The organism is Niveispirillum fermenti (assembly GCF_048066175.1).
Classification (GTDB): domain Bacteria; phylum Pseudomonadota; class Alphaproteobacteria; order Azospirillales; family Azospirillaceae; genus Niveispirillum; species Niveispirillum fermenti.
In genome coordinates, this window is sequence record NZ_JBLTXA010000001.1 from 373227 (window position 1) to 398227 (window position 25001).

The 25001-nt window shown below is 64.6% G+C and carries 26 protein-coding genes and 6 tRNA genes; 6 read left to right on the top strand and 26 right to left on the bottom strand.

Annotated features, from left to right (window positions below):
- Positions 1-87 precede the first annotated feature (87 nt).
- From nuoI to ACM9LZ_RS01795, 18 genes are all read right to left on the bottom strand, one after another.
- On the bottom strand, positions 88-576 hold the full coding sequence (nuoI, locus tag ACM9LZ_RS01710) for an NADH-quinone oxidoreductase subunit NuoI (RefSeq protein ID WP_416617594.1): 489 nt from the start codon (positions 574-576) through the stop codon (positions 88-90).
- Positions 577-626: 50 nt separating this feature from the next.
- Positions 627-1634: an NADH-quinone oxidoreductase subunit NuoH gene (nuoH, locus tag ACM9LZ_RS01715; protein WP_416617595.1), complete on the bottom strand. Its 1008-nt coding sequence runs from the start codon at positions 1632-1634 to the stop codon at positions 627-629.
- A gap of 6 nt (positions 1635-1640) precedes the next feature.
- Complete coding sequence (gene nuoG, locus ACM9LZ_RS01720) at positions 1641-3707, bottom strand: NADH-quinone oxidoreductase subunit NuoG (protein ID WP_416617596.1); 2067 nt, start codon at positions 3705-3707, stop codon at positions 1641-1643.
- Between the two features lie 21 nt (positions 3708-3728).
- Positions 3729-5027, bottom strand: coding sequence for an NADH-quinone oxidoreductase subunit NuoF (nuoF, locus tag ACM9LZ_RS01725; RefSeq protein WP_416617597.1), 1299 nt, complete (start codon positions 5025-5027; stop codon positions 3729-3731).
- A 14-nt stretch (positions 5028-5041) separates the two neighbouring features.
- Positions 5042-5686, bottom strand: a complete 645-nt coding sequence (gene nuoE, locus ACM9LZ_RS01730) for an NADH-quinone oxidoreductase subunit NuoE (RefSeq protein ID WP_416617598.1) — start codon at positions 5684-5686, stop codon at positions 5042-5044.
- Complete coding sequence (locus ACM9LZ_RS01735) at positions 5683-6837, bottom strand: NADH-quinone oxidoreductase subunit D (protein WP_416617640.1); 1155 nt, start codon at positions 6835-6837, stop codon at positions 5683-5685. The genes nuoE and ACM9LZ_RS01735 overlap by 4 nt, the downstream gene beginning before the upstream one ends.
- A 105-nt stretch (positions 6838-6942) precedes the next feature.
- Positions 6943-7584: an NADH-quinone oxidoreductase subunit C gene (locus ACM9LZ_RS01740; protein WP_416617599.1), complete on the bottom strand. Its 642-nt coding sequence runs from the start codon at positions 7582-7584 to the stop codon at positions 6943-6945.
- A 32-nt stretch (positions 7585-7616) separates the two neighbouring features.
- Positions 7617-8168 (bottom strand): NuoB/complex I 20 kDa subunit family protein, encoded by a 552-nt coding sequence (locus ACM9LZ_RS01745; RefSeq protein ID WP_416617600.1) that lies wholly within the window; start codon positions 8166-8168, stop codon positions 7617-7619.
- Positions 8169-8199: 31 nt separating this feature from the next.
- Positions 8200-8568: an NADH-quinone oxidoreductase subunit A gene (locus ACM9LZ_RS01750; RefSeq protein WP_416617641.1), complete on the bottom strand. Its 369-nt coding sequence runs from the start codon at positions 8566-8568 to the stop codon at positions 8200-8202.
- A 461-nt stretch (positions 8569-9029) separates the two neighbouring features.
- Positions 9030-9106 (bottom strand) — tRNA-Asp (locus ACM9LZ_RS01755).
- A gap of 53 nt (positions 9107-9159) precedes the next feature.
- Positions 9160-9236: transfer RNA gene (locus tag ACM9LZ_RS01760), tRNA-Asp, on the bottom strand.
- 49 nt (positions 9237-9285) lie between these two features.
- A tRNA-Asp gene (locus ACM9LZ_RS01765) sits at positions 9286-9362 on the bottom strand.
- Positions 9363-9499: 137 nt separating this feature from the next.
- Positions 9500-9733 carry a hypothetical protein gene (locus tag ACM9LZ_RS01770; protein WP_416617601.1) on the bottom strand — a complete coding sequence of 78 codons (234 nt, stop codon included), beginning with the start codon at positions 9731-9733 and terminating at the stop codon, positions 9500-9502.
- A 138-nt stretch (positions 9734-9871) separates the two neighbouring features.
- Positions 9872-9946 (bottom strand) — tRNA-Val (locus tag ACM9LZ_RS01775).
- A 168-nt stretch (positions 9947-10114) separates the two neighbouring features.
- A complete protein-coding gene (locus ACM9LZ_RS01780; RefSeq protein ID WP_416617602.1) occupies positions 10115-10387 on the bottom strand; it encodes an HU family DNA-binding protein in 273 nt (90 codons plus the stop codon).
- 144 nt (positions 10388-10531) lie between these two features.
- The gene (gene lon, locus ACM9LZ_RS01785) at positions 10532-12940 is read right to left on the bottom strand and encodes an endopeptidase La (protein ID WP_416617603.1); all 2409 of its coding nucleotides are present in this window, start codon (positions 12938-12940) and stop codon (positions 10532-10534) included.
- 318 nt (positions 12941-13258) lie between these two features.
- The gene (locus ACM9LZ_RS01790) at positions 13259-13483 is read right to left on the bottom strand and encodes a hypothetical protein (RefSeq protein WP_416617604.1); all 225 of its coding nucleotides are present in this window, start codon (positions 13481-13483) and stop codon (positions 13259-13261) included.
- A 93-nt stretch (positions 13484-13576) separates the two neighbouring features.
- Positions 13577-14068, bottom strand: coding sequence for a GNAT family N-acetyltransferase (locus ACM9LZ_RS01795; protein ID WP_416617605.1), 492 nt, complete (start codon positions 14066-14068; stop codon positions 13577-13579).
- A gap of 123 nt (positions 14069-14191) precedes the next feature.
- On the opposite strand from ACM9LZ_RS01795, the gene ACM9LZ_RS01800 reads away from it, so the two are divergent.
- Both ACM9LZ_RS01800 and ACM9LZ_RS01805 read left to right on the top strand, forming a co-directional pair.
- Positions 14192-14557, top strand: a complete 366-nt coding sequence (locus ACM9LZ_RS01800; protein ID WP_416617606.1) for a PadR family transcriptional regulator — start codon at positions 14192-14194, stop codon at positions 14555-14557.
- On the top strand, positions 14533-14748 hold the full coding sequence (locus tag ACM9LZ_RS01805; protein ID WP_416617607.1) for a hypothetical protein: 216 nt from the start codon (positions 14533-14535) through the stop codon (positions 14746-14748). Before ACM9LZ_RS01800 ends, ACM9LZ_RS01805 begins: the two co-directional genes overlap by 25 nt.
- Positions 14749-14825: 77 nt before the next feature.
- On the opposite strand, the gene purN is transcribed toward ACM9LZ_RS01805, so the two are convergent.
- Positions 14826-15473: a phosphoribosylglycinamide formyltransferase gene (gene purN, locus ACM9LZ_RS01810; RefSeq protein WP_416617608.1), complete on the bottom strand. Its 648-nt coding sequence runs from the start codon at positions 15471-15473 to the stop codon at positions 14826-14828.
- Positions 15470-16528 carry a phosphoribosylformylglycinamidine cyclo-ligase gene (purM, locus tag ACM9LZ_RS01815; protein ID WP_416617609.1) on the bottom strand — a complete coding sequence of 353 codons (1059 nt, stop codon included), beginning with the start codon at positions 16526-16528 and terminating at the stop codon, positions 15470-15472. Before purM ends, purN begins: the two co-directional genes overlap by 4 nt.
- A gap of 105 nt (positions 16529-16633) precedes the next feature.
- On the opposite strand from purM, the gene ACM9LZ_RS01820 reads away from it, so the two are divergent.
- The 4 genes from ACM9LZ_RS01820 to ACM9LZ_RS01835 all read left to right on the top strand — a co-directional run bounded on the left by ACM9LZ_RS01820 (position 16634) and on the right by ACM9LZ_RS01835 (position 20409).
- Entirely contained in the window at positions 16634-17791 is a 1158-nt protein-coding gene (locus tag ACM9LZ_RS01820; protein ID WP_416617610.1) for a DUF2066 domain-containing protein, read from the top strand.
- Positions 17792-17881: 90 nt separating this feature from the next.
- The gene (locus tag ACM9LZ_RS01825) at positions 17882-18496 is read left to right on the top strand and encodes a CDP-alcohol phosphatidyltransferase family protein (RefSeq protein ID WP_416617611.1); all 615 of its coding nucleotides are present in this window, start codon (positions 17882-17884) and stop codon (positions 18494-18496) included.
- Entirely contained in the window at positions 18493-19665 is a 1173-nt protein-coding gene (locus ACM9LZ_RS01830; RefSeq protein WP_416617612.1) for an AI-2E family transporter, read from the top strand. Before ACM9LZ_RS01825 ends, ACM9LZ_RS01830 begins: the two co-directional genes overlap by 4 nt.
- 30 nt (positions 19666-19695) lie before the next feature.
- The gene (locus ACM9LZ_RS01835) at positions 19696-20409 is read left to right on the top strand and encodes an HdaA/DnaA family protein (RefSeq protein WP_416617613.1); all 714 of its coding nucleotides are present in this window, start codon (positions 19696-19698) and stop codon (positions 20407-20409) included.
- On the opposite strand, the gene ACM9LZ_RS01840 is transcribed toward ACM9LZ_RS01835, so the two are convergent.
- The 6 genes from ACM9LZ_RS01840 to mrdA all read right to left on the bottom strand — a co-directional run bounded on the left by ACM9LZ_RS01840 (position 20392) and on the right by mrdA (position 24987).
- Positions 20392-21015 carry a tyrosine phosphatase family protein gene (locus ACM9LZ_RS01840; protein ID WP_416617614.1) on the bottom strand — a complete coding sequence of 208 codons (624 nt, stop codon included), beginning with the start codon at positions 21013-21015 and terminating at the stop codon, positions 20392-20394. The genes ACM9LZ_RS01835 and ACM9LZ_RS01840 overlap by 18 nt on opposite strands.
- 1 nt (position 21016) lies before the next feature.
- Positions 21017-21394, bottom strand: a complete 378-nt coding sequence (locus ACM9LZ_RS01845) for a DUF6491 family protein (RefSeq protein WP_416617615.1) — start codon at positions 21392-21394, stop codon at positions 21017-21019.
- Positions 21395-21546: 152 nt separating this feature from the next.
- Positions 21547-21622 (bottom strand) — tRNA-Lys (locus ACM9LZ_RS01850).
- Between the two features lie 28 nt (positions 21623-21650).
- Positions 21651-21726, bottom strand: a tRNA-Lys gene (locus tag ACM9LZ_RS01855).
- Between the two features lie 181 nt (positions 21727-21907).
- Positions 21908-23059, bottom strand: coding sequence for a rod shape-determining protein RodA (gene rodA, locus ACM9LZ_RS01860; protein WP_416617616.1), 1152 nt, complete (start codon positions 23057-23059; stop codon positions 21908-21910).
- Positions 23056-24987, bottom strand: a complete 1932-nt coding sequence (gene mrdA, locus ACM9LZ_RS01865) for a penicillin-binding protein 2 (protein WP_416617617.1) — start codon at positions 24985-24987, stop codon at positions 23056-23058. The genes rodA and mrdA overlap by 4 nt, the downstream gene beginning before the upstream one ends.
- Positions 24988-25001: the final 14 nt, after the last annotated feature.

A 25001-nucleotide genomic window follows, 5' to 3' on the forward strand; every position in this document is an offset into this window, starting at 1 on the left:
CGGCGCTGTGGTCATCGGGTACTGGGTCACGGAGGATACTCCGGGCGAAGGACGGGAGACGGCCGGCGAACCGGCCGCCCATGGTGATTAGCGGTAAGGTGCGTCGGCCGCGAGATTGGCCGCGATCTGGGCTTCCCAGCGGTCACCGTTGGCCAGCAGCTTTTCCTTGTTATAGTAAAGCTCCTCGCGGGTTTCCGTCGCGAATTCCAGGTTCGGCCCCTCCACGATGGCATCCACCGGGCAGGCTTCCTGGCACAGACCACAATAGATGCACTTCACCATGTCGATGTCGTAGCGCGTGGTCCGGCGGCTGCCATCCTCGCGCGGTTCGGCCTCGATCGTGATGGCCAGCGCCGGGCAGATGGCCTCGCACAGCTTGCACGCGATGCAGCGTTCCTCCCCATTGGGATAACGGCGCAGGGCATGCTCGCCGCGAAAGCGCGGGCTGGTCGGACCGCGTTCGAACGGATAGTTCAGGGTCACGCGCGGACGGAACATGTAGCTGAAGGTCAGCGACATGCCCTTCACGAGTTCCCACAAGAACAGGCCGCGCGCGGTACGGTCGAGCAGGGCCATGGTTCACCTCCATCATCGGGCGGCGGCCCCCGGCCCCCGCCCCCACGAAATCAGTTTGGCAGCAGGTCGAAATAGACGAGCACACCAGCGGTCAGCACCACCCAGATCAGCGAGAAGGGCAGGAAAACCTTCCAACCCAGACGCATGAGCTGGTCATACCGGTAGCGCGGCAGCGTGGCGCGCACCCAGATGAAACAGAACAGCACGAAGCAGATCTTGGCGATGAACCACAGCGGACCGGGTATCCAGTTCAACGGCGCAATGTCCAGCGGCGGCAGCCAGCCGCCCAGGAACAGCACCGTGGTCATGCCGCTCATCAGGATCATGTTGATATATTCGCCCAGGAAGAACAGGGCGAAGGTCATCGACGAATATTCGACGTTGAAACCACCGGACAGTTCGGATTCACCTTCCGGCAAGTCGAACGGGGCACGGTTGGTTTCCGCCAGCGCCGAAATGAAGAAGATGATGAACATCGGGAACAGCGGGATGAAGAACCAGACATTCTTCTGCGCTTCCACGATGGTCGACAGGTTCAAAGAGCCGACGCACAGCAGCACGGTGATGATGACGAGACCGATGGAGACCTCATAGGAGACCATCTGCGCCGCGGCACGCAACCCGCCCAGGAAGGCGTATTTCGAGTTGGATGCCCAGCCCGCCATGATGATGCCATAGACACCCAGCGAACTGATGGCGAAGAGATAAAGGACACCGACATTGATATCCGCCAGCACCAGCCCTTCACCGAACGGGATCACGGCCCAGGCGACCAGGGCCAGCAGGAAGGTCAGCATCGGCGCGGCCACGAAGACGACGCGGTTGGCGCCCGACGGGATGATCGTTTCCTTGGCCAGCAGCTTCAGACCGTCGGCGAAGGGCTGCAGCAGACCAAAGGGCCCCACCAGATTGGGACCCTGGCGAAGCTGCATGGCGGCCATCACCTTGCGCTCGAAATAGGTCAGCATGGCCATGCCGATCAGCAGCGGCACAACGATGACCAGAATGCCCGCGACGATGCGAACGATCAGCGGCAGTTGATCCCACAATTCCCACATCGTCACTTACTCCGCCGCCGCGGCCGCGATGGCCGGCTTCAGAAAGGCTTCCGTGCATTCAGCCATGGTCTGCGACGCGCGGCTGATCGGATCGGTCATGTAGAAATTCTCGATCGGCGAGGTGAAATGTGCATCGGCAACATTGCCTTCCGCACCGAACGCAGCCCATGCCGCCGGGACCACGCGATCCAGCGTCGCGAAGACGGGGTTCACCTGCACCATGCGCTGGCGCACCTGGGTCAGCGTGTCGTAGGGCAGGGCCTGGCCCAGTTCACCCGACAGGGCGCGGATGATCTTCCAATCCTCCCGCGCCTCTCCCAGCGGGAAGGTGGCCAGCCGGGCCTGCTGCACACGGCCTTCGGTATTGACGTAGGTGGCGTTCTTCTCGGTATAGGCGGCACCCGGCAGGATGACGTCGGCGCGATGGGCGCCACGGTCGCCATGGTGGCCCTGATAAATCACGAAGGCATTGCCGAACTTTGACGCATCAATCTCATCCGCGCCCAGCAGGTAGACCGCCTCGATCTCCCCCGACTGCGTCCCGGCCAGGATGCCGGAAAGGTCGCGCCCGCCGGAACCCGGCAGGAAGCCGGCATCCAGCGCACCCACGCGGCCGGCGGCCAGGTGCAGTACGTTGAAACCGTTCCAGTCGTCGCGCACGGCCCCAACCGTTTCCGCCAGGGCGCGCGCCGCGGCCTGCACGGCCGGACCATCACCACGGCGCAGCGCCGCAGCACCCAGGATGATCAGCGGGTTCTTGGCACCCTTCAGCACCTCGGCGAACGGATGGGCGCCACTGATCAGATCGGCCAGCACGGAACCGGAATTGCCCAGCCATTCGGTCGGGAAGGTCAGGTCCACATTCTGGCCGATGACGGCCACCTTCTTCAGCTTGCCGGTCAGGTAGGTCTTGCGCAGGCGGGCATTGACCAGCGACGCTTCCCAGCGCGGATTGGTACCGATCAGCAGCACCGCGTCGGCATTCTCGATGCCGGCGATCGTGCTATTAAAGACATAGCCGGCGCGCGCGCTGGTATCGAAGCTGGCGCCATCCTGCCGGCAATCCAGGTTCGCTGATCCCAGCGCCGTCAGCAGGTCCTTCAGCGCAACCGTGCTTTCCACATCGACCAGATCACCCGCAATGCCGGCGATCCGGTTGCCCGGCACATTGGCCAGCCGCGTCCGGATGGCCGCGAAAGCCTCCGCCCAGGTGGCGGGCTTCAGCTTGCCGTCGGCGCCCCGCACATAGGGACGGTCCAGACGCTGGCGCTTCAGGCCATCGATGGCATAGCGCGTCTTGTCAGAAATCCATTCCTCGTTCACATCCTCGTTCAGACGGGGCAGAACGCGCAGAACTTCCCCACCGCGGGAGTCGATGCGGATGTTGGAACCGACCGCGTCCATGACATCCACGCTCTCGGTCTTGCGCAGTTCCCAAGGGCGGGCATTGAACGCATAGGGGCGGCTGGTCAGCGCCCCGACGGGACAGACATCGACCAGATTGCCCGACAGTTCGGAATTGACGCCGGCTTCCAGCGCCGGGGTGATCTCCAGATGCTCGCCACGGGCGAGACCACCCAGCGCCGCCACACCGGCGATCTCATCCACGAAACGGATGCAGCGCGTGCATTGGATGCAGCGCGTCATATAGGTCTTGATCAGCGGACCCATGTATTTTTCGCTGACGGTCCGCTTGTTCTCCTCGAACCGGCTGCGGTCATAGCCGTAGGAGACGGCCTGATCCTGCAGATCGCATTCGCCGCCCTGGTCGCAGATGGGGCAATCCAGCGGATGGTTGATCAGCAGGAATTCCATCACGCCCTTGCGGGCCTTGTGGACGTTCGGGGTGTTGGTCCTCACCACCATGCCCTCGCCCACCGGCAGCGCGCAGCTGGCCGCAGGCTTCGGCATGCGCTCCACCTCCACCAGGCACATGCGGCAGTTGGCCGGCACGGACAGGCGTTCGTGATAGCAGAAGCGCGGCACCTCGATGCCGAGCTGTTCGCAGGCCTGCAGCACTGAGGTGCCGGGAGCGACTTCGATTTCGACGCCGTCGATGGTTAGCTTGGGCATGATATCCTCTTCGCCCCCGACTTACTCTGCCGCCACGCGCACGCCGCGTTCGGCGTGCGTGCGGTATTCCAGGATACGGCGTTCCACCTCGGGCCGGAAATGCCGCATCAGACCCTGGATCGGCCATGCCGCCGCATCACCCAGCGCGCAGATGGTATGACCCTCGATCTGCTTGGTGACGTCCAGCAGCATGTCGATCTCTTCGACATGCGCCTGCCCTCTGACCAGCCGCTCCATCACGCGCCACATCCAGCCCGTGCCCTCACGGCACGGCGTACACTGGCCGCAGCTTTCATGCATGTAGAACTTGGACAGGCGGGCGATGGCCTTCACGATGTCGGTGGACTTGTCCATCACGATCACGGCGGCCGTGCCCAAACCTGAGCGGACCTCGCGCAGGCTGTCGAAATCCATCAGGACCGTGTCGCAGATTTCCTTGGGCAGCAGCGGAACCGAGGAACCGCCGGGAATGATGGCCAGCAAATTGTCCCAGCCGCCACGCACGCCGCCGCAATGCTTCTCGATCAGTTCCTTCAGCGGGATGCCCATCTCCTCTTCCACCGTCGCCGGCTGATTGACATGGCCCGACACGCAGAACAGCTTGGTGCCGCTGTTCTTGGGACGGCCCAGATTGGCGAACCAGGAGGAACCACGGCGCAGGATGGTGGGCACCACGGCAATGGACTCGACATTGTTCACCGTCGTCGGACGGCTGTAGAGACCGGCCATGGCGGGGAACGGGGGCTTGTTGCGGGGCTGGCCCTTCTTGCCTTCCAGGCTTTCGATCAGCGCCGTCTCTTCGCCGCAGATATAGGCGCCGGCTCCCAGATGCAGATAGACATCGTGGTCGTAGCCGGAGCCGCAGGCATTCTTGCCAATCAGGCCGGAGGCGTAAGCCTCGTCGATGGCCCGCTGGACGTTGGCGGCCTCATGATAGAACTCGCCACGGATATAGATATAGGTCGCCGTGGCGCCGATGGCGAAACCGGCGATCAGGCAGCCTTCGATCAGCTTGTGCGGATCATGGCGCATGATTTCCCGGTCCTTGCAGGTACCGGGCTCGCCCTCGTCGGCATTGACCACCAGATAAACGGGGCCATTGCTGGTCTTGGGCATGAAGGACCATTTCATGCCGGTGGAGAAGCCGGCGCCGCCACGGCCGCGCAGGCCCGAATCCTTCACCAGTTCAATGATCTTCTCCCGGCCCAGATCCAGGATGTCCTTGGTGCCGGCCCAATCGCCACGGGTCTTCGCCCCTTCCAGGAAGGGGCTTTCGAAACCGTAAAGGTTGGTGAAGATGCGGTCTTCATCGCGAAGCATGGTTCACCCCCCGCTCAAGCCTGGCCAGCGGGCTTCACGCCCGCCCTGGTGGCCGATTCCGTCAGCGTGGTCGGCCCGCCGATGGGGCAGGACCGGATGCGGCCGTTCTGCGGCCCCCCTTCCGGCTTTTCACCACGGGCCAGCGCGTCCAGGATTTTGCCTGTCGTCTCGGCCGTCAGATCCTCGTAGAAATCATCGCCGATCTGCATCATGGGCGCGTTCACGCAGGCGCCCAGGCATTCCACCTCGATCACGGTGAACTGCCCGTCCTGCGTCGTCTGGCCCGGCTTGATGCCCAGCTTGCTCTCACAGGCGTGCAGCACCTCGTCCGATCCCCGCAGCCAGCAGGGCGTGGTGGTGCAGACCTGGACGAAATGCTTACCCACCGGCTTCAGATTGTACATCGTGTAGAAGCTGGCCACTTCCATGGCGCGGATGGGGGCAATGTCCAGGAAGGTCGCGACATAATCGATGGCCACCTTGGGCAGCCAGCCGCCATTCTGGCGCTGTGCCAGATCAAGCAGCGGCATCACCGCGCTCTGCCGGCGGCCTTCGGGATACTTGGCGATGATGCGCTTGGCCAGTTCGAGATTCTCGTCCGTGAACTCGAAGCTGGTCGGCTCCGCCACCGCGGGGCCGGAATGATGGGCGGCACTCATCGATCGATCTCTCCGAACACGATGTCCATGGAACCGATGATCGCCACGGCGTCGGCGAGCATGTGACCCTTGGACATGAAATCCATCGCCTGCAGGTGCGAGAAGCCGGTCGGGCGGATCTTGCAGCGATACGGGCGGTTGGTCCCGTCGGCCACCAGATAGACGCCCAGTTCGCCCTTCGGCGATTCCGTCGCCGTATAGGTCTCGCCGGCTGGCACGTGGTAGCCTTCGGTATAAAGCTTGAAATGGTGGATCAGCGCTTCCATCGAGCGCTTCATCTCCCCGCGGGAAGGAGGGGTCACCTTGCGGTCATCCACCTTCACGGGGCCGGTGGTACGGGACAGCTTGTCAAGCGCCTGACGGATGATGGAGATGGACTGCTTCATCTCCTCCATCCGGACCAGATAGCGGGCATAGCAATCACCCGTCAGGCCGACGGGGATGTCGAACTCGAACTCCTCGTAGCTGTCATAGGGCTGCGCCTTGCGCAGGTCCCAGGCCACGTTGGAGCCGCGCAGCATGGGGCCGGTGAAACCCCAGGCCAGCGCGTCGGCCGCGGAGACGACACCGATATCGACCGTGCGCTGCTTGAACACGCGGTTCTCGGACAAAAGGCCTTCCAGGTCCGACATGAATTTCGGGAAGGTCTCGATATAGGCGTAGATATCGTCGGCCAGCCCGGCGGGCAGGTCCAGGTTGACGCCACCAGGCCGGAAATAGTTGGCGTGCATGCGGGCACCCGACACCCGCTCATAGAACTCCATCAGCTTCTCACGCTCCTCGAAGCCCCAGAGGGCGGGCGTGATGGCACCGACATCCAGCGCGAAGGTCGTGAGGTTCAGCAGATGGTTCAGCACGCGGGTGATTTCCGCGTAGAGCACACGGATATATTGGCCACGCTTGGGCGGTGTGATGCCCAGCAGTTTCTCCACCGCCAGCACCCAGGTATGCTCCATCGACATCGGTGAAACATAGTCCAGCCGGTCGAAATAGGGCGTGGCCTGGGTATAGGTCTTGTACTCGATCAGCTTCTCGGTGCCGCGATGCAGCAGGCCGATATGCGGATCGGCCCGCTCCACGATCTCGCCATCCATCTCCATCACCAGGCGCAGCACGCCATGCGCGGCCGGATGCTGGGGACCGAAATTCATGGTCAACGGCTTGATCTGCACCTCGGCCGGATTGGCCGGCGCGGTGTTCACGGTCAGGCCACTCTGGGTCGCGACATTGGTCGTAGCCATGGTTGCAGGCTCCCCTTAACGCTTGCCCAAGGCGGTCGGTGCCGCCAGGGGGATAACGGCCTTCTCGTCGCCCGGCAACTGGACATCCGTCATGCCCTCCCAGGGCGACAGGAAGTCGAAGCTGCGGAAATCCTGCGTCAGCTTCACGGGCTCATACACCACGCGCCGCTGCTCGGCGTCATAGCGCAGTTCCACGAAGCCGGTCAGGGGGAAGTCCTTGCGCAGCGGGTGCCCCTCGAAACCATAGTCGGTCAGGATGCGGCGCAGGTCAGGATTGTCGGCAAAGAAAATGCCATAGAGATCCCAGGCCTCACGCTCGAACCAGCCGGCCACGGGGTAGAGGCCGACGATGGAGGCGACGGGCGTATCCTCGTCGGTGGCGACCTTCACACGGACGCGATGATTGTGCTTCACCGACAGCAGATTATAGACGACCTCGAACCGTTCCGCCCTTGCGGGATAATCGACGCCGGCAATATCGGCCAGCATCTCGCAGCGGGTGGTCGAATCGTCACGCAGGAACTGGATGCCCCGGTAAAGGGCATCGCGGGCCAGGGTCACGGACAGTTCGCCATGGGCCACCACCGTCTCCAGGACGGCCGCACCCAGGGCGTTGCCAATATAGTCACCGAGTTCCTTGAGGGCCTCGTCGCTCATCCTAAAGCGTCCTCTTTCCCCTAGTTCCAGCGTCAGGCGCGGATCAGGCGGTTACCGCCCTTGATCTTCTTCTGCAATTGCAGAATGCCATAGACCAGCGCCTCCGCCGTCGGCGGGCAACCGGGCACGTAGATATCGACGGGCACGATGCGGTCACAGCCGCGCACCACCGAATAGGAATAATGGTAATAGCCGCCGCCATTGGCGCAGCTGCCCATGGAAATGACCCAGCGCGGCTCCGCCATCTGGTCATAGACCTTGCGCAGCGCGGGGGCCATCTTGTTGCAGAGCGTGCCGGCCACGATCATGACGTCGGACTGACGGGGGCTGGGGCGCGGGATCACACCGAACCGGTCCAGGTCGTACCGCGCCATATAGGCGTGGATCATCTCCACTGCGCAGCAGGCCAGACCAAAGGTCATCGGCCAGAGCGAGCCGGTGCGCGCCCAGTTCAGCAGGTCTTCGTACTTGGCGACCAGGAAACCCTTGTCGTTCAGTTCGGCCGTGACCGCGTTGAGATAGGCCTCCTGCGCCGGACCCGGCGGCAGGGGGCTCGTATTGGTGGTGACCAGGTTGCTGCTCATGGCGCTGTCGCTCCCAGGTTGGCCGGCGGGATCACTCCCATTCCAGCGCACCCTTCTTCCATTCGTAAATGAAGCCGATGGTCAGGATGCCCAGGAACACCATCATCGACCAGAAACCGAAAAGACCGATATCGCCCAGGGCCACGGCCCAGGGGAACAGGAAGGCTACTTCCAGGTCGAAGATGATGAACAGGATCGCCACGAGATAGAAGCGCACATCGAACTTGGAGCGCGCATCCTCGAACGCCTCGAAGCCGCACTCATAGGCCGACAGCTTCTCGGTATCCGGGTTCTGCTTTCCAACCACCAGGGAGGCGGCGATCATGGCGCCGGCAACCACGGTGGCGATCGCCAGGAAAACCAGGATGGGCAGATACTGCACCAGCAGCGGGTTGGACATCGGATCGGGCATCGTCACACCGGTTCAGCCCGGGGCCGCGCCATAGGAAATCATCGGACCGATGGATCGGGCCGATGAGCATATGTCGCAACCGCGAGCGGTTCATGGACCAGGAAGGCTTCCAGGGGGTACCCCGTAGCCCACGGGAATATAGGCCCCGTCCCCGCCGGAAGGAAAGCGAATTACGTCAATTTTGGGCCTGAGAAACATTCTCAACTGCATGGAAATGCCCGGGCTTCCGCTGATTGGTGCATCGCGGCAAAGCAGCAATGCGTTGCCGCGATTACTGAAGGAGCCAGGCGCACGGCCTTGCCGGCGGCGCTGTGGAAATGCGAAAAACAGCAAATCCCGGCTGGGAAATACTGTTTTTAAAACAAATCATTCACGGGAATTTCAAAAGCCCCGGACGTTGGTCGGGGGCACGAAGATCGTTTGCCGACAACGGGCGAGGCCAGGGAAAGTGGCGCGAGTGACGGGACTTGAACCCGCGGCCTCCGGCGTGACAGGCCGGCGCTCTAACCAACTGAGCTACACCCGCGCAGGGTGGGAGGATTTTACGTCCTCTTACCGGACGTTGCCACCATTGAAGGGTGGCGCGAGTGACGGGACTTGAACCCGCGGCCTCCGGCGTGACAGGCCGGCGCTCTAACCAACTGAGCTACACCCGCACAGAACACAGGACCAGTTGTCAGGCCGATCCAGAACCTCTTCGGAAAGTGGCGCGAGTGACGGGACTTGAACCCGCGGCCTCCGGCGTGACAGGCCGGCGCTCTAACCAACTGAGCTACACCCGCAAACTTTCCAAACCAGCGCCGCGACCGTTCCGGGCCCCGCCGCCGCTGAGGTGGGCGGGTGTATATTCGACCCCGCCCACCTTGTCAAACATGAAATGTCCTCTTCCCGACGATGACGGGCGATGCCGGCGCATCGCTCATGTCGCCTTGGTCCGGCGCAGGTCGATCAGCTTGTCCAGCACCGCGTCCAGGGCAAAGGGGGGTTCGCGTTTTTCCAGCGCGCCAGCCCCGCCATAGCGCGACAGGGTCAGTTCCAGCGCGTTCCACAACAGTTCAGCAATTTCCAGTTCCTGCTGGTCGGCAGCCAGTTCCAGCGCGGCCAGGATGCGATCGCCCAGTCGGCGGTCGGCGGGATCGACGGAATCGGTCACGCGGCGCTTTCCTTTCCGGTCCACGGACGGAAGGACCCGTCCGGCACACAGTATAGCCGGCACGGGCATGCGCGCACAGGCGCTGCCTAACGATCACGGGCATTTTTTGCAGGGAAAGGGTGCCGCCGGTTGCGGCGGTGGTGGGCGGTGAGGGAGTCGAACCCCCGACCTGCGGTGTGTAAAACCGAAGCTCTACCTCTGAGCTAACCGCCCGATCGATCCGATCGCCGGCGACAATAGCGCCGGATGCGGCAGAATCAACAAGGAAATGCCGGCAACCGCGTACCGGCAGAAAAAGAACGGGCGGCCCTTGCGAACCGCCCGTTCTTGAACTTCCATCGGGTCACCCGGTCGATGCCGGGTGCTACCCTTGGCGCACGCTCAGTTCAGCGCGTCCTTCAGGCCCTTGCCGGGCTTGAACTTCGGCTGCTTGCTGGCCGCGATGGCAATCTTCTCACCGGTGCGGGGGTTGCGGCCTTCGGAAGCGGCGCGCTCAGCGACCGCGAAAGTGCCGAAACCGACCAACCGCACTTCGTCGCCCTTCTGCAGCGCGCCGGTGATCCCATCGAAGACCGCATCCACGGCCTTATTCGCGTCCGCCTTGGACAAACCAGCCGCTTCGGCGACCACGGCAACGAGATCGTTCTTGTTCACTTAAGGCCCCCCTCGTCAAGAGAGTAACGGTTGCACATGCCGGAAAGAGATTCCAGGCAATCTCAGGATTGGTAATCCGCTGCCGACGCCCGGAATTGCAAGGGGGGCAGCGGGAAATCAATTCACACGATTTCCCGCCGCACTTCAATGCCGAATCACGCCATCCCGGTCGTCATCCCCAGCTTTTCCGGGCACCTGGGCCACTTCTTCGGGCTCCGACCAGTCGATTCCGACCGGTGCCGTGACCAAGGCATTGGCAATGACCTCATCTACGGTTGAAACCGGGATGATGGTCAGACCCTTTTTGACATTATCGGGGATTTCGGCCAGATCCTTCTCATTGTCCTTGGGAATCAGCACGCGCTTGATTCCCGCCCGCAAGGCGGCCAGCAGCTTTTCCTTCAGGCCACCGATGGGCAGGACCTTGCCGCGCAGCGTGATCTCACCCGTCATGGCGATGTCCTTGGCCACCGCGATCCCCGTCAGGACGGAAACGATGGTGGTGATCATGGCCACGCCGGCCGACGGACCGTCCTTCGGGGTCGCCCCCTCCGGCACATGAACGTGGATGTCGCGCTTTTCGAACAGGGTGGGTTTGATGCCGAAGCGCAGCGCGTTGGCCTTCACATAGCTTTCGGCCGCCTGCACCGACTCCTTCATCACGTCGCCCAGCTTGCCGGTGGTCTGGATACGGCCCTTGCCGCGCAGCATCACCGCCTCGATGGTCAGAATCTCACCGCCAACCTCAGTCCAGGCCAGACCCGTGGTCGCACCGACCTGATCCTCCAGCTCGGCTTCACCAAATCGGAAGCGCCGCACGCCGGCGAACTTTTCCAGATTCTTGGGCGTCACCTTCACCTTGTCGAGACCCTTCATCAGGATCTCCTTGATGGCCTTGCGCGCCAGATTGGCCAGTTCGCGCTCCAGCGAACGCACCCCGGCCTCCCGCGTGTAGTAGCGGATCAGGTCGCGCAGGGCCTCGTCGGTGATGCTGAACTCCCCGGCCTTCAGCCCATGGTCGGACACCTGCTTGGCGATCAGGTGGCGCTTGGCGATCTCCACCTTCTCATCCTCGGTGTAGCCCGACAGGCGGATGATCTCCATACGGTCCAGCAGCGGCTGCGGCATGCGCAGGGAATTGGCCGTGCAAACGAACATCACATCGGACAGGTCGTAATCGACCTCCAGGTAATGGTCGTTGAACGTGCTGTTCTGCTCCGGGTCCAGCACCTCCAGCAGGGCCGACGACGGGTCGCCGCGCCAGTCGGCACCCAGCTTGTCGATCTCGTCCAGCAGGAAGAGGGGGTTGGAGGTCTTGGCCTTCTTCATCCCCTGGACGATCTTGCCCGGCATGGAGCCGATATAGGTCCGGCGATGGCCGCGCACCTCCGCCTCGTCCCGCACGCCGCCCAGCGACATGCGCACGAAATTGCGGCCTGTGGCCTTGGCAATGGACTTGCCCAGCGAGGTCTTGCCCACCCCCGGCGGGCCGACCAGGCAGAGGATCGGTCCCTTCACCTTGTCCATGCGCTGCTGCACGGCCAGATATTCCAGGATGCGTTCCTTGACCTTTTCCAGGCCATGATGGTCGGCGTTCAGGATGATTTCCGCACCCTTGATATCCTTCTTGACCTTGGACCGCTTCTTCCACGGAATCGACAGCATCCAGTCCAGATAGTTGCGCACGACGGTCGCCTCGGCGCTCATCGGGCTCATGGTACGCAGCTTCTTGACCTCGGCCTGGGCCTTTTCGCGGGCTTCCTTGCTGAACTTGGTCTTGGCGATCTTCTCTTCGATCTCCGCCACCTCGTCCTTGCCGTCCTCGCCCTCGCCCAGTTCCTTCTGGATGGCCTTCATCTGCTCATTCAGATAGTACTCGCGCTGGGTCTTCTCCATCTGGCGCTTCACGCGGTTGCGGATACGCTTTTCCACCTGAAGCACACCGATCTCGCCTTCCATGAAGGCATAGACCCGCTCCAGCCGCTCTGCCACCGACGGCGTTTCCAGGAGCTGCTGCTTTTCGGGGATCTTGAGCTGGAGATGGCTGGCGATGGTATCGGCCAGCTTGCCCGGCTCCTCGATCTGGTTGATGGAGACCAGCACCTCGGGCGGGATTTTCTTGTTCAGCTTGATATATTGCTCGAACTGCGACACGGCGGCGCGCGACAGCGCTTCCAGCTCCTGCGGCTCGCCCGTCTTCTCGTCGATCAGTTCGGCATAGGCCTGGAAGAATTCCTCGTTGTCGCCGAACTTGGTGATGACGGCGCGCTTGCCACCTTCCACCAGCACCTTGACCGTCCCGTCAGGCAGCTTCAGAAGCTGCAGCACAGTGCCGATCGTGCCGACGGAGAAAATGTCGGCCGGGCTGGGATCATCCTGCGAGGCGTTCTTCTGGGTGACCAGCAGGATCTGCTTGTCATCCTTCATGACGTCTTCCAGCGCACGGACGGATTTCTCACGGCCGACGAACAGCGGGACGATCATATGGGGGAAGACGACGATGTCTCTCAGCGGGAGGACCGGGTAGAGAACACCACGGGGGATGTCCAGCATCTTATCTGCCTTCTACTATCTCTGGACCGCCAGCCCCGGGGGCGCTGGTCCGGCCGCCCGCCCCAGATGGGCACGGGGAATAAACGGCCGGCGACGGTATCGATGTTAACGTGGCACAGCAGTACCCCCCCTTCAAGGGGCTCAACCACGCAAAGGTGCATATCAAGGCCGGTTCCCCCGGCCCCGCCGAAAAGAAAAGGGCCGCCCGGCGCAAAGCCGGCGGCCCTTCCTCCACAGCGGTTCGGACACGCCCCGGCGGACCCGCAAGCCCCCGCAGCACACCCCTTTGTCAGCGGCCGGCGAACCCGGCCGCCAGCATCATACCTTGCCCAGCATCGCCATGATGGCCGTCACGAAATAGCCCAGCACCATGAACAGCATGGCGTAGCCCCAGCCGATGAAGAAATGCAGCATCAGCATCAGCAGGAACAGCGTGACAAGGATGATGCTGATCGTGGTGAAGCGGGTGAAGGCATGCCAGCCCTCGGCATGTTCCTTCACAAGCTTGTCGCTGACCACCGCGGGACCGTGATTGCCGGCCATGTTCTTCTCCCCGAAACGAGACGTTTGGAATCCTGGCAACGGTTTAAGGGCAGCCGGGGCCGTTGACAAGGGCTTGTGAACGGTTGGGGGGTGCTACCGAATGTCCTTGACCAGGCGAAGGCTCTCCTCCCCATAGCCCATCCGGGCATAGAAGGCCCGGCCACGGCGGTTGCTGGCGAACACGTCCAGCGACAGGCTTTCGTACCCCTGCGCCCGGGCCCACCCTTCCACGGCCGCCATCAGGGCCTGTGCCACCCCCTGCCCCTCCGCCGCCGGCGTGACGGCCAGAAGCGGGATATAGGCCGCCACCTTGCCGGTGAAGAGGTCCGCCATCGGCTCGGCATGGACAAAGCCCAGACATTCTCCTCTGGCTCCCCCGACCTCACCGGTCCCTTCGGCAACCAGGGTGACGGCTCCGGGCTTGGGCGCATCCAGCACCTCATGCATGAAAGCCTGCTGAAAACGCATCACCTCCCCTGCGCTGCGCCAAGGCAGGTCGGCCACACCGGCCAGCCGGCCAGCCTGCGCATGGATGAACAGGTGATCGGCGGGTCGGGCCGGCCGGACCAGGGGGACGGACATCATGGGGGCTCCCGGGTTTCCACCGGATTGTCCATGCCACGGGCCCCAGGGGCCTCGCAATCGGTCCTTGACGGATGATGATTTCTCCTACACCGTATGCAACATATCTCATACATGGTATGGATAATGAAAACCGCACCCAACCCCACCCTCGGACAGTTCGAGCAGATCGTTCTCACCGCCGTGCTGAGCCTGGGGGAGACGGCCTATGGCGTCACCATCCATGCGCGGGTGGAAGAACTGTCGCGACCACGCAAGGTGGCGCTGGGTGCCGTCTATGCCACGCTGGACCGGATGGAGGACAAGGGCCTGGTCAGGTCATGGATGTCCAACCCCACGCCGGAACGGGGTGGGCGCGCCAAGCGCTGCTTCCTGCTGGAGGCCGCCGGCGAGCAAGCCTTGAGGGAAGCGGTCACGACCGCCAAGCGCATCTGCGATGTCATCGAACAGGAATGGGGAGAGGGAATATGGAAGGCCAGCGCCATCGCGTGAACCAACAGCCGCCGGGACTGGTCGGCGGCCTGCTGCGGGTCCTGTTGCCACCGGCCTCCCGCGAGACCGTGCTGGGCGATCTGACCGAAAGCAGCCGGACGCCCGGGGAGTTCACGACCCAGGGGCTGCGCAGCGACCGCCGGCAGGCGGTGCGGCAGCAGATCGCCCGGATGGACATGGCACCGGCCTGAGGAATGATCCGGGTCACGGACCGAAGACGGGACTTGTCGCATGCACCGGCATCGGCGCATGCGACCCGTTTGCTGTTTCAGGGGATGGCCGGGCCGATCATCGCGGACGCCAGTCCGGCGCCGCGCACCGCGACCCGGTTGCCCTGCACGCCCACGCGCCCCTCGGCGATCAGGCGCACAGCCAGCGGATAGGCCCGATGTTCCTGCACCAGCACGCGGGCGGCCAGGGTATCGGGTGTATCATCATCGGCGACCGGCACGGCAGCCTGGACCAGGATGGGCCCCTCATCCATTTCCACCCGGACGAAATGGACCGTGCAGCCATGGAAGCGGACACCGGTGGCGATGGCCCTGGCATGGGTGTCCAGACCGGGAAAGGCCGGCAGCAGCGACGGATGGATATTGATCAGCCGGTCATGCCAGCGCGCCACGAACCAGGGGGAAAGCAGCCGCATATAGCCCGCCAGACAGACAAGGCCGACGCCGGCCGCGTCCAGCGCTTCCGTCATGGCGGCCTCATGCGACGGCTTGTCGGCATAGTCGCGCGGCTTCAGCACGATGGCCGGAATGCCGGCCGCCCGTGCCCGCTCCAGCCCCGGGGCGTCGGCCTTGTTGGAAATGACGAGCGCCACCTCCGCCGGGAAGTCCTGATCCCGGGCGGCGTCGATCAGGGCCTGCAGGTTGCTGCCCCGGCCAGAGATCAGAACGCCCAGCCGCAGCTTCACGACCAGCGCTCCAGCCCCTGGATGGTAACGCGGTGACCATCGGCGCGGCTCACGACATGGCCGATACGCTTCACGGTTTCGCCGCCCTCGGACAGGATGCGGGTGGCATCGTCAGCCTTGTCAGCCGGCACCACCACCACCATGCCGATGCCGCAATTGAAGGTGCGGGCCATCTCGGCCGCTTCCACATTGCCCGTCGTCATCAACCAGGCGAACACGGACGGCAGGTCCCAGGACGCCGCATCCAGGTCCACGCCCAGCCCGTCGGGCAGGACGCGGGGAATATTCTCGATCAGGCCGCCGCCCGTGATATGGGCCAGCGCATTGACCGTACCGGCACGCACGGCGGCCAGCACGGGCTTCACATAGATACGGGTCGGGGTCAGCAGCGCCTCACCCAGCGTGCGTGCGCCATCCCAGGGGCAGACGCTGTCATAGGTCAGGCCCGAGACGCCCACCAGCTTGCGCACCAGGGAATAGCCGTTGGAATGGACACCGGTGGAGGCCAGGCCCAGCACCACGTCACCTTCCTTCACCTTGTCGCCGACCAGCACCTGCGAGCGTTCAACCGCCCCCACGGAGAAGCCGGCCAGATCATAATCACCCTCGGCATACATGCCGGGCATTTCCGCCGTCTCCCCGCCCACCAGGGCACAGCCGGCCTGGCGGCATCCCTCGGCGATACCGGCGACGATGGCGCGGCCGGCGGCCACGTCCAGCTTGCCCGTGGCGTAATAATCCAGGAACAGCAGCGGTTCCGCCCCCTGCACGACCAGATCGTTGACGCACATGGCCACCAGATCGATCCCGACCGTGTCGTGGCGGTTGGCGTCGATCGCCACCTTCAGCTTGGTCCCCACGCCATCGGTGGTGGATACCAGCAGCGGATCGTGGAAGCCGGCCGCGCGCAGGTCGAACAAGGCGCCGAACCCACCCAGCCCGGCATCGGAGCCGGCGCGGGCCGTGGATTTGGCCAGGGGCTTGATGGCATCGACCAGCGCATTGCCCGCATCGATATCGACACCGGCATCCCGGTAGGAATAGCTGCTGCTCATGCCCTGATCCTCGCTGCTGGCGTAACGGCGCACGGGTGGGGTAGAAGGGGATGCCACCCGACCTCGAAGTTGGCGCCGAACATAGCAACATCGGAAATCATGGCAATGCCGGTCCTCCGCACCCCCGCCCTGCGCAAAAGCCTGTCCGCCGTCCTGCTGGCCGCCGGCCTTGCCCTGCCCGCCGCAGCACAGGGGGGCAACGATCTGTTCACCGTGCGCGACGTGAGCGTGGATATCGCCGCCGCATCCCCTGCCGCGGCCCGCGATCAGGGCGTGCGGGAAGCGCAGCGCAAGGCGTTCAACCTGCTGTTCGACCGGCTGACCGTGGACGGCACCCGTGCCGGACTGGGCGATGTGCCGGCCGACAGCATCGACCGCATGGTCGGCAGCTTCGAGGTGCAGGAGGAACGAACCTCCGCCACCCGGTATGTCGGCCGGCTGGCCATCCGCTTCAATCCCGTCGCCGTGCGCGACTTCATGCGTGTCCATGGCGTGGCCTATGCGGAGGTGATGTCCAAGCCCGTGCTGGTCATCCCCGTCGACCAGACGGGGGATGCGCCCGTGCTGTGGCAGGCGGAGACGGCCTGGCGACAGGCCTGGGCCGATCTGGCACCGCAGGGCGGGCTGGTTCCCGTCATCGTACCCTATGGCGAGGCGCCCGACGTGGCCGATATCGGCGTCGACCAGGCATTGTCGGGCGATGGGGAGGCCCTGCGCCGCATTGCGGAGCGATACGGGGCGGGCGAGGCGGCCGTGGTGGTCGCCACCGGCAGCCCCGCGCAGGGTTTGACCATCAATGTCGCCCTGCATCCCATGGGCGGCGCACCGGAACATTTCACCCTGACACAAAGCCCGGTTGCCGGAGACCCTGCGGGAACGGCACCATCCGGGCTGGTTGATACCGGACAGGCAGAGGCCGCCGCCCCATTGACCGTCGACCCCACCCTGCGTGCCGCCGTGGAAGCGGTGACCCACCGGCTGGAGGAACGCTGGACCGCGGCATCCGTGATCCAGGCGGGCACCGAAAGCGGGATGACGGTGACCGTCAGCTTCACCGACCGCGAGGGCTGGCTGGAAACCCGCAAGCGGCTGGCCAGCCTGCCCATCATCACGCGCGCCACGGTGGTCAGCCTGTCGCGCGAGGGTGCCAGCCTGGACCTGCGCCACAAGGGCGGGCTGGAACAGTTGCGTACCGCCCTGGCCCAACGCGACCTGCTGCTGGAGGACGGGCCGGAAGGACCGGCCCTGCGCCTGGCCCGCTGACCGCGTGCAAGGGGCGGCGGCGCCAAGGCCATTGTGATCCAACGGGAAAGCCCCATACTGCCATCATGTCCCCGGTGGTGTTGAGGTGCCATGTCCGATCCCCTTTCTGAAACGGTTGTGTCCGACCCGACGCTGGACCGGCTGCGCCGCATGACGATGGGCATCACGGCCGGCCGGCTGGCCGGTGCCTTCCTGCTGGCCTGGCTGATACACGCCGGTCACATGACGCTGGCCTTCTGGCTGCTGCTGCTGATCGGGCTGGGCGCCCTGCTGGAAGGATTCGCGGCACTGGTCTTCAAGACGCGCACCCGTATCGGTGCGGCCCTGGACGGGCTGGCCGACCGGCTCGTGCCTCTCCTGGCGCTGATCGTGCTGGCCTCGGCCAACCTCATACCCTATTGGGTGCTGATCCCCGTGCTGCTGCGCGAGCTTGTGCTGCTGCTGGGGCAGAAGCTGCCGGAGTCGGCGGGCAATCTGCCCTGGATACGGGAACCGCGCTGGCTCTTCCACGTTAACATTGTGGCTTTGGACCTGCTGGTCCTGCTGATCCTGCTGATCCAGGGGCCGGGCTTCGGATTCGATGCCTTCCTGTTCCCGCTGGAAATGCTGGTGGTGGCGCTGGCCGCCGTCTCTCTCCTGCTGGCCTTTCTGCGCCGGCCGGGGCCGGCGGCAATCATGGATGAGGACAAAGGGGAGGCAGCATGACCCGTGCCAACCGGCATTGGCGATTTTGGGCCTGGGGGTTCGTTATCTTCATCGCCATTGTCTGGTTGCTGCGGTCCATGCTGGCACCGTTTGTGGCCGGCATGGCGATCGCCTATCTGCTGGACCCGGTGACCGACCGGTTGGAAGAACAGGGGATGCCACGCTGGGCCGCCACGACGGTGGTCCTGTCCGGCTTCACCCTGGTCCTGGTCCTGGCCTTCCTGCTGCTGCTGCCGCTGCTGCAGAACCAGGTCGTGCAACTGGTCCAGATGGCACCGGAATGGATCGCCTGGGCCAAGCGCGAGGTGATGCCCATGATCCAGCGCTTCATGCAGCGGCTGTCGCCAGCCGACATGGAGAAGCTGCGCGACGCAGCGGGCGGCTATGCCGGCACGGCCGTAAGCTGGACCGCGGACATGCTGCGCAATCTGGTCAGCCGCGGCATCGCCATCGTCGATGTACTGACCATGCTGTTCATCATGCCCATCGTGGCCTTCTATCTGCTGCGCGACTGGGACCGGCTGATCGCCACGATCAACGACTGGCTGCCCCGCCATTACGCTGCGACCATCCGCGAGCAGGCCCGCGCCGTTGACGCGACCCTGGCCGGATTCGTGCGCGGGCAGGCCACGGTCTGCCTTGTGCTGGGGGCCTTCTACGCCGTGGCGCTGACCATAGCGGGCCTCAGTTTCGGACTGGTGATCGGCATGGTGTCGGGCATCCTGTCCTTCATCCCCTTCGTGGGCTCGCTGGTCGGCTTCGCCGCCAGCGTCGGTATCGCCCTGTTCCAGTTCGACGAGTTCTGGCGCGTGCTGCTGGTGGCCGGCATCTTCATCTTCGGCCAGGCGGTGGAAGGAAACATCCTGACGCCCAAGCTGGTGGGCGACAAGGTCGGGCTGCATCCTGTCTGGGTGATCTTCGCCCTGATGGCGGGCGGGGCCCTGTTCGGATTCGTCGGCGTGCTGCTGGCCGTGCCGGTGGCGGCCGTGATCGGCGTGCTGGCGCGTTTCGCGCTGAAGCAATATATGGAAAGCAGCCTCTACCGTGGGTATGGCGGCGGGCCCGTGCCGAAGCCACTCGACTTGCCGCCCGATCCGCTGCTATCCCATCCAGCCGCGGAGGGGGCGGAGCAGCGGCAGAACGTAGCCGACCTGCATCCCCCACCCTGATCCCAGCCCCTTTCGGAAAGGAGGGCCATCGTGACAAACGTACCCTCCCGGCAATTGCCACTGGATCTGGGCCACCGGTCGGCCATGGGCGAGGACGACTTCCTGGTCGCCCCCGGCAATCATGACGCCGTCGCCTGGCTGGACGCCTGGCCCGACTGGCCGTCGCCCGCACTGGTTCTGTTCGGGCCGTCCGGGTGCGGCAAGAGCCATCTGGCCCAGATCTGGCGGGCCCGGGCGCGGGCCAACCTGCTGTCGGTGGAGGATTTGCGCGGCGAGGAGGATTTGCCCGACCTGCTGCGCCCCACCCGCACGGCCGTGCTGGACAATGCGCAGGCGGTGGCCGGCGACCCCGCGCTGGAGCGGGCCCTGTTCCACCTCTATAATCTCAGCAAGGAAATGGGGGGCCATCTGCTGCTGCTGGCCGACAATGCCCCCGTCAACTGGGTCATCCGCCTGCCGGACCTGCGGTCCCGCCTGCTGGCCGCCCCGGCGGTCGGCATGGCGGCACCGGATGATTCGCTGCTGATGGCCGTGCTGGTGAAGCTGTTCGCTGACCGGCAGATCCGCGTGGGCGAGGATGTCATCGACTGGCTGCTGACCCGGACCGAGCGCAGCTTCGCCAATGCGCGGCGCGTGGTGGCCGCATTGGATCATGCGGCACTGGCCGCCAAGAAGCCCATCACGGTCCGTTTCTGCCGGCAGGTGCTGGGCGAGGACCGCGACGGTTCAGGCCCTGCCGCCTGAACCACAGGCCTGGTCCGGAAGATCGGCGCGGGTAAAATGGGCCACTTCGCGGCTGCGATGGTTCTCGTTCAGGAAGCGCATCCATTCCGGCTTGCCCGCCGCCTGGCGGGCATAGATCTCACGCAGCGCCTCCAGCAATTCCGCCCGGCAGCCCAGCATATCGCCGCCGATCTCCAGCATGCGCAGGTTGGGCCAGGCCTGGGGCCGGATGCGCACCACCTCGGCCAGCGCCTCTCCGGGGGGACGGTCGGGCCGGGCCTGGGCCAGGATCAGCGCCATGGCCGCGGTGGACCGCGATACACCCATATGGCAATGAACCAGCAGATGGTCACCGGCTCCGGCCACGTCCTGGATGCGGCGACCGAAATCCAGCACCTGTTCCAGGTGCGCGGCCACGGGCGCTACACGCTTCGGCAGGTCTTCCACGATATCGTCGAAACGCAGGTCAATGCGGGTATGCGGGGCAAAACTGTCGAAGGCTGACAGCGCATCCCGACTGGGGTCCAGGATGGAGACGAGATGCGTAACCCCTGCCGTCGCGTGGGAGGGCAGTTCCTCGATCCCGCAGACGGTCAGACGGAAAGGCACGAAACTTTCGACGGACAAATCACTTCTCCTCGGCGGCCGGCGTTTCCACCAGCCGGGTGATGGACAGGATGGGAATGCGCTGGCCATCGGCCAGGACCTTGCCCCAGCCGGAGCAAAGCTGCCCGTCCGGGCGCGCCAGGAAGGCGATCTCCGTTTGGGTGCCAAGACCGGCGGCCACCGCGCCGACCCCCAGTTCGATGCGGAAGCGGCGGCTGGCACCCTGGGTGACGATGATGGTGCGGCTGTCTTCCACCGACCAGCCGTTGATACGGCCATTATCGATGCAGATGTCGCGGGCGGACGTGGTGGGGGATGTGGCGGGGGCAGCGGGGTCGTCCGCAGACCAGGCGGGGCTGGCCATCAGCAGGAACAGCACGGCCAAGATTTGACGCTTCATTCCGCGTCCCTCCATTCCAAGGCGCCCCTGGCGGAAAGGTAGCGCCGGGATCGGCCGCCATCAAGAGCCCCGGGAGGAAGGCGGCCCTGTGTGTCGCGTGCGTCGGCCGAACAACACGCTGTTCATCTTCTTTCAGGACGGGAGAGGAAGGTTGGTGGGCGCACAAGGACTCGAACCTTGGACCCGCTGATTAAGAGTCAGCTGCTCTACCATCTGAGCTATGCGCCCAACCTTCGGGCGAAGGAACCGGGTGGATTGGTGGGCGCACAAGGACTCGAACCTTGGACCCGCTGATTAAGAGTCAGCTGCTCTACCATCTGAGCTATGCGCCCAATCCACAATCCGCTTCTTCGCGGGCCCGCCGGGGCGTTCACCCTGGCGAGGCGCGCTGTTTAGCAAAGGCCCGCCCCCTTGTCGACAGGTTTGATAGGCGTGGCTGCGTTTTTTTGCCGGGACCGAGCCTTGCGATGCCGGCATGCCGCTGCGACCCGCCGCCGGCCTGCCGGCGATGGGTCAAAGATCGCCCAACCCGCGGCGCGACATGCGCACATCACGGTGGATGTGGACCGACATCAACAGGCCGAACCCCACCATCACCGCCAATGTCGCCGTGCCGCCATAGGAGATGAGCGGCAGCGGCACGCCAACCACGGGGATCAGCCCCATGATCATCGCCACATTGATGAAAAGATAAAGGAACAGGTTGACCGTCAATCCCAGGGCGAGCAACCGCCCGAACTGATGCCGGCATCGGTTGGCGATGACGAAGCCGAACAGCAGCAGCATGCAGTAAAGGAACAGGAACGACACGCTGCCGACCAGCCCGAACTCCTCCGCCAGCATGGTGAAGATGAAGTCGGTCTGCTTTTCCGGCAGGAAATTCAAATGGCTCTGCGTGCCCTGAAGGAAGCCCTTGCCCGTCAGGCCACCCGATCCGAAGGCGATCTTGGACTGGGTGATGTGATAGCCCGTGCCCAGCGGGTCGCTGTCGGGGTCCAGAAAAGTCTCCACCCGGTCGCGCTGGTAATCATGCAGCACGAACTGCCAGGTCAGCGGCACCGCGATCAGCACCGCCCCGATGATCAGCCCGAATTTCCACAGCCGCACACCCGACAGGAAGAACATGGCGCCCGACGCCATGACCAGCATGAGCGAGGTGCCCAGATTGGGCTGGGCCAGCACCAGCGCCACAGGCGCCCCCACGATGGCCAGCGGGATCAGCAGGAAAGGGATGCGGCCCGTATCTTCAAGCGAGGCGCCATGGAAATAGCGGGCCAGCGCCATGACCAGCGTGATCTTCATGATCTCGGACGGCTGAAGCTGCACGAAGCCAAGGTCGACCCAGCGCTGGGCGCCCTTGCCCACGGAGCCGAACAGGTCCACCGCGATCAGCAGAAGCAGCACCATGCCATAGAGCGGATAGGTCATCTTCATCCAGACACGGATGTCGATCATGGCGATGAACAGCATCGCCCCCAGCCCCACGCCAAACCGCGCAATCTGGCGCGATGCCCATGGGTCCAGGTTGCCATTGGCCGCCGAATAGAGCATGGCGAAACCGACGGAGGCCACGGCGGTGACCAGGAACACCAGGCTCCACGGGATCTGGCCCAGCTTCTCGGTAAAGGAAAGGGTGGCGCCGTCACCGCCGACTTCCAGGCTCATGGCGCGCCCTCCTGCGTGTTCCCGCTGTCCGGGTCCGGTAATGCCGGTTCATGCCCCGTCTCGCTGCCCGAGACGGGCTGCTGTGCCACCGTGGCGCGTGCGGCGTCCAGCATCTGGCATTCCAACAGGATATCACGCGCGATGGGGGCCGCTACGGCACCCCCGCCGCCGCCATGTTCGACGATGACCGAACAGGCATAGCGGGGCGCGTGGGCGGGCGCATAGGCGACGAACAAGGCGTGGTCGCGTTCCCGCCAGGGCAGGTCCTCGTTCCGCCGCACGCCCGAACTGCGCTCCGCCATGGAGATGCGGCGCACCTGCGCGCTGCCCGACTTGCCGGCCAGTTCCATGCCCGGCACCGTGATGCGGCCCCGATAGCCCGTGCCGGACGGTGTGTTGGACACGGCGTTCATCCCTTTCAGGACGAGGGCGAGATTTTCCGGCTTCACGTCGATGCGCGGCCATTCCGTCGTTTCCGTGAACTGGTCTTCCACGGATTTGGTGACATGGGGCTGCACGGCCCGTCCGCTGGCCAGCCGGGCCGTCATCACGGCAAGCTGCAGCGGCGTGGTCAGGACATAGCCCTGGCCCATGCTGGCGATCAGGGTTTCACCCTGGTGCCAGGGCTGCTTCAGGGTCTGCCGCTTCCACCGGGGGTCGGGGATCAGGCCCGGCCGTTCACCCGGCAGTTCCAGCCCGACGCGGCTGCCCAGGCCGAAACGGCGGGCCATGTCGGCGATCCGGTCCATGCCGATGCGCTGGGCGATATCATAGAAATAGACGTCACAGCTCTGGGCCAGGGCGTTCACCATGTCCATGCTGCCGTGCCCGCCGCGCCGCCAGCAATGGAACCGGTGGCTGCCCAATTCCATATGCCCGGAGCAGTATACCCGGTGATCACCGTTCACGATGCCGGATTCCAGGGCCGCCAGCGCCGTCAGCATCTTGAAGGTGGAACCCGGCGGATATTGCCCCGCGATGGCCTTGTTGATCAGCGGCGTGCGCTCGTCGTTCAGCAGTGCCTGATAGGCATCATAGCCGATACCGCGGGCGAACTGGTTGGGATCGAAGCTGGGGCTGGAACACAGCGCATGGATGCCGCCCGTATGCACGTCCATCACAACCGCGGCCGCGCTCTGCTCCGCCGACAGGCGCTGATGCATGTAATGCTGGAGCTTGGCGTCGATGGTCAGGGTCACCTCGCGCCCCGGCTGGCCCGGATCGCGCGACAATTCGCGGATGACGCGGCCGACGGCGTTCACCTCCAGCTGCCGGCTCCCGGCCACGCCACGCAGGGCCTGGTCGTATTGCCGCTCGATGCCTCCCTTGCCCACCTTGAAACCCGGCAGGGTCAGCAGCGGATCGCGCGAGCCCTCGACATCCTTCTCCGACGCCGCCCCGACATATCCCAGGACATGCGACATGGCCTCCCCGAACGGATAGGCGCGCACTTGGCCGACATCGATGGAAACGCCCGGCAGATCGGGCAGGTTCACCTCGATAGCGGCCATCTGGTCCCAGGTCAGGTTCTCCTTCAAGGTGATCTGGGCGAAGGAACGGGATCGCTGGATGTCGCGCTGGATGCGGCGCTCATCCCCTTCGGTCAGGGGAACCAGCTTTCCCACCTCATCCAGGATCTGCTGCACATCGCCGGCCCGCTCCGCCACGATGACGACGCTGAAATTCTGCTCGTTGACGGCCAGGGGCACGCCGAACCGGTCCGTGATCATGCCGCGCGGCGGCGCCAGCAGCCGGAGCGAGATGCGGTTATCCTCCGCCAGCATCGTGTAGCGGTCGCTTTCCACGATCTGGAGATAGTAGAGCCGCGCCACCAGCGCACTGACGGCCGCCGCCTGCATCCCGCCCAGCACCAGCGTGCGGCGGCCCAGCATGCGCTGACGCTCGGCATCCCGATCATAGGCGGACATCTGCCCTCAAACCC

What these genes read in the sequence shown, in the direction of transcription:
- ACM9LZ_RS01830 (WP_416617612.1), top strand. Translation starts at nt 18,493, where the DNA reads ATGACCCGTGCCAACCGGCATTGGCGATTTTGGGCCTGGGGGTTCGTT.
- ACM9LZ_RS01820 (WP_416617610.1), top strand. Translation starts at nt 16,634, where the DNA reads ATGCCGGTCCTCCGCACCCCCGCCCTGCGCAAAAGCCTGTCCGCCGTC.
- purM (WP_416617609.1), bottom strand. Translation starts at nt 16,528, where the DNA reads ATGAGCAGCAGCTATTCCTACCGGGATGCCGGTGTCGATATCGATGCG.
- nuoG (WP_416617596.1), bottom strand. Translation starts at nt 3,707, where the DNA reads ATGCCCAAGCTAACCATCGACGGCGTCGAAATCGAAGTCGCTCCCGGC.
- nuoI (WP_416617594.1), bottom strand. Translation starts at nt 576, where the DNA reads ATGGCCCTGCTCGACCGTACCGCGCGCGGCCTGTTCTTGTGGGAACTC.
- ACM9LZ_RS01805 (WP_416617607.1), top strand. Translation starts at nt 14,533, where the DNA reads ATGGAAGGCCAGCGCCATCGCGTGAACCAACAGCCGCCGGGACTGGTC.
- ACM9LZ_RS01825 (WP_416617611.1), top strand. Translation starts at nt 17,882, where the DNA reads ATGTCCGATCCCCTTTCTGAAACGGTTGTGTCCGACCCGACGCTGGAC.
- ACM9LZ_RS01800 (WP_416617606.1), top strand. Translation starts at nt 14,192, where the DNA reads ATGAAAACCGCACCCAACCCCACCCTCGGACAGTTCGAGCAGATCGTT.
- ACM9LZ_RS01740 (WP_416617599.1), bottom strand. Translation starts at nt 7,584, where the DNA reads ATGAGCGACGAGGCCCTCAAGGAACTCGGTGACTATATTGGCAACGCC.
- nuoF (WP_416617597.1), bottom strand. Translation starts at nt 5,027, where the DNA reads ATGCTTCGCGATGAAGACCGCATCTTCACCAACCTTTACGGTTTCGAA.
- rodA (WP_416617616.1), bottom strand. Translation starts at nt 23,059, where the DNA reads ATGAGCCTGGAAGTCGGCGGTGACGGCGCCACCCTTTCCTTTACCGAG.
- ACM9LZ_RS01795 (WP_416617605.1), bottom strand. Translation starts at nt 14,068, where the DNA reads ATGATGTCCGTCCCCCTGGTCCGGCCGGCCCGACCCGCCGATCACCTG.
- ACM9LZ_RS01790 (WP_416617604.1), bottom strand. Translation starts at nt 13,483, where the DNA reads ATGGCCGGCAATCACGGTCCCGCGGTGGTCAGCGACAAGCTTGTGAAG.
- ACM9LZ_RS01745 (WP_416617600.1), bottom strand. Translation starts at nt 8,168, where the DNA reads ATGAGCAGCAACCTGGTCACCACCAATACGAGCCCCCTGCCGCCGGGT.
- ACM9LZ_RS01750 (WP_416617641.1), bottom strand. Translation starts at nt 8,568, where the DNA reads ATGTCCAACCCGCTGCTGGTGCAGTATCTGCCCATCCTGGTTTTCCTG.
- ACM9LZ_RS01845 (WP_416617615.1), bottom strand. Translation starts at nt 21,394, where the DNA reads ATGAAGCGTCAAATCTTGGCCGTGCTGTTCCTGCTGATGGCCAGCCCC.
- ACM9LZ_RS01735 (WP_416617640.1), bottom strand. Translation starts at nt 6,837, where the DNA reads ATGAATTTCGGTCCCCAGCATCCGGCCGCGCATGGCGTGCTGCGCCTG.
- nuoH (WP_416617595.1), bottom strand. Translation starts at nt 1,634, where the DNA reads ATGTGGGAATTGTGGGATCAACTGCCGCTGATCGTTCGCATCGTCGCG.
- mrdA (WP_416617617.1), bottom strand. Translation starts at nt 24,987, where the DNA reads ATGTCCGCCTATGATCGGGATGCCGAGCGTCAGCGCATGCTGGGCCGC.
- lon (WP_416617603.1), bottom strand. Translation starts at nt 12,940, where the DNA reads ATGCTGGACATCCCCCGTGGTGTTCTCTACCCGGTCCTCCCGCTGAGA.
- nuoE (WP_416617598.1), bottom strand. Translation starts at nt 5,686, where the DNA reads ATGAGTGCCGCCCATCATTCCGGCCCCGCGGTGGCGGAGCCGACCAGC.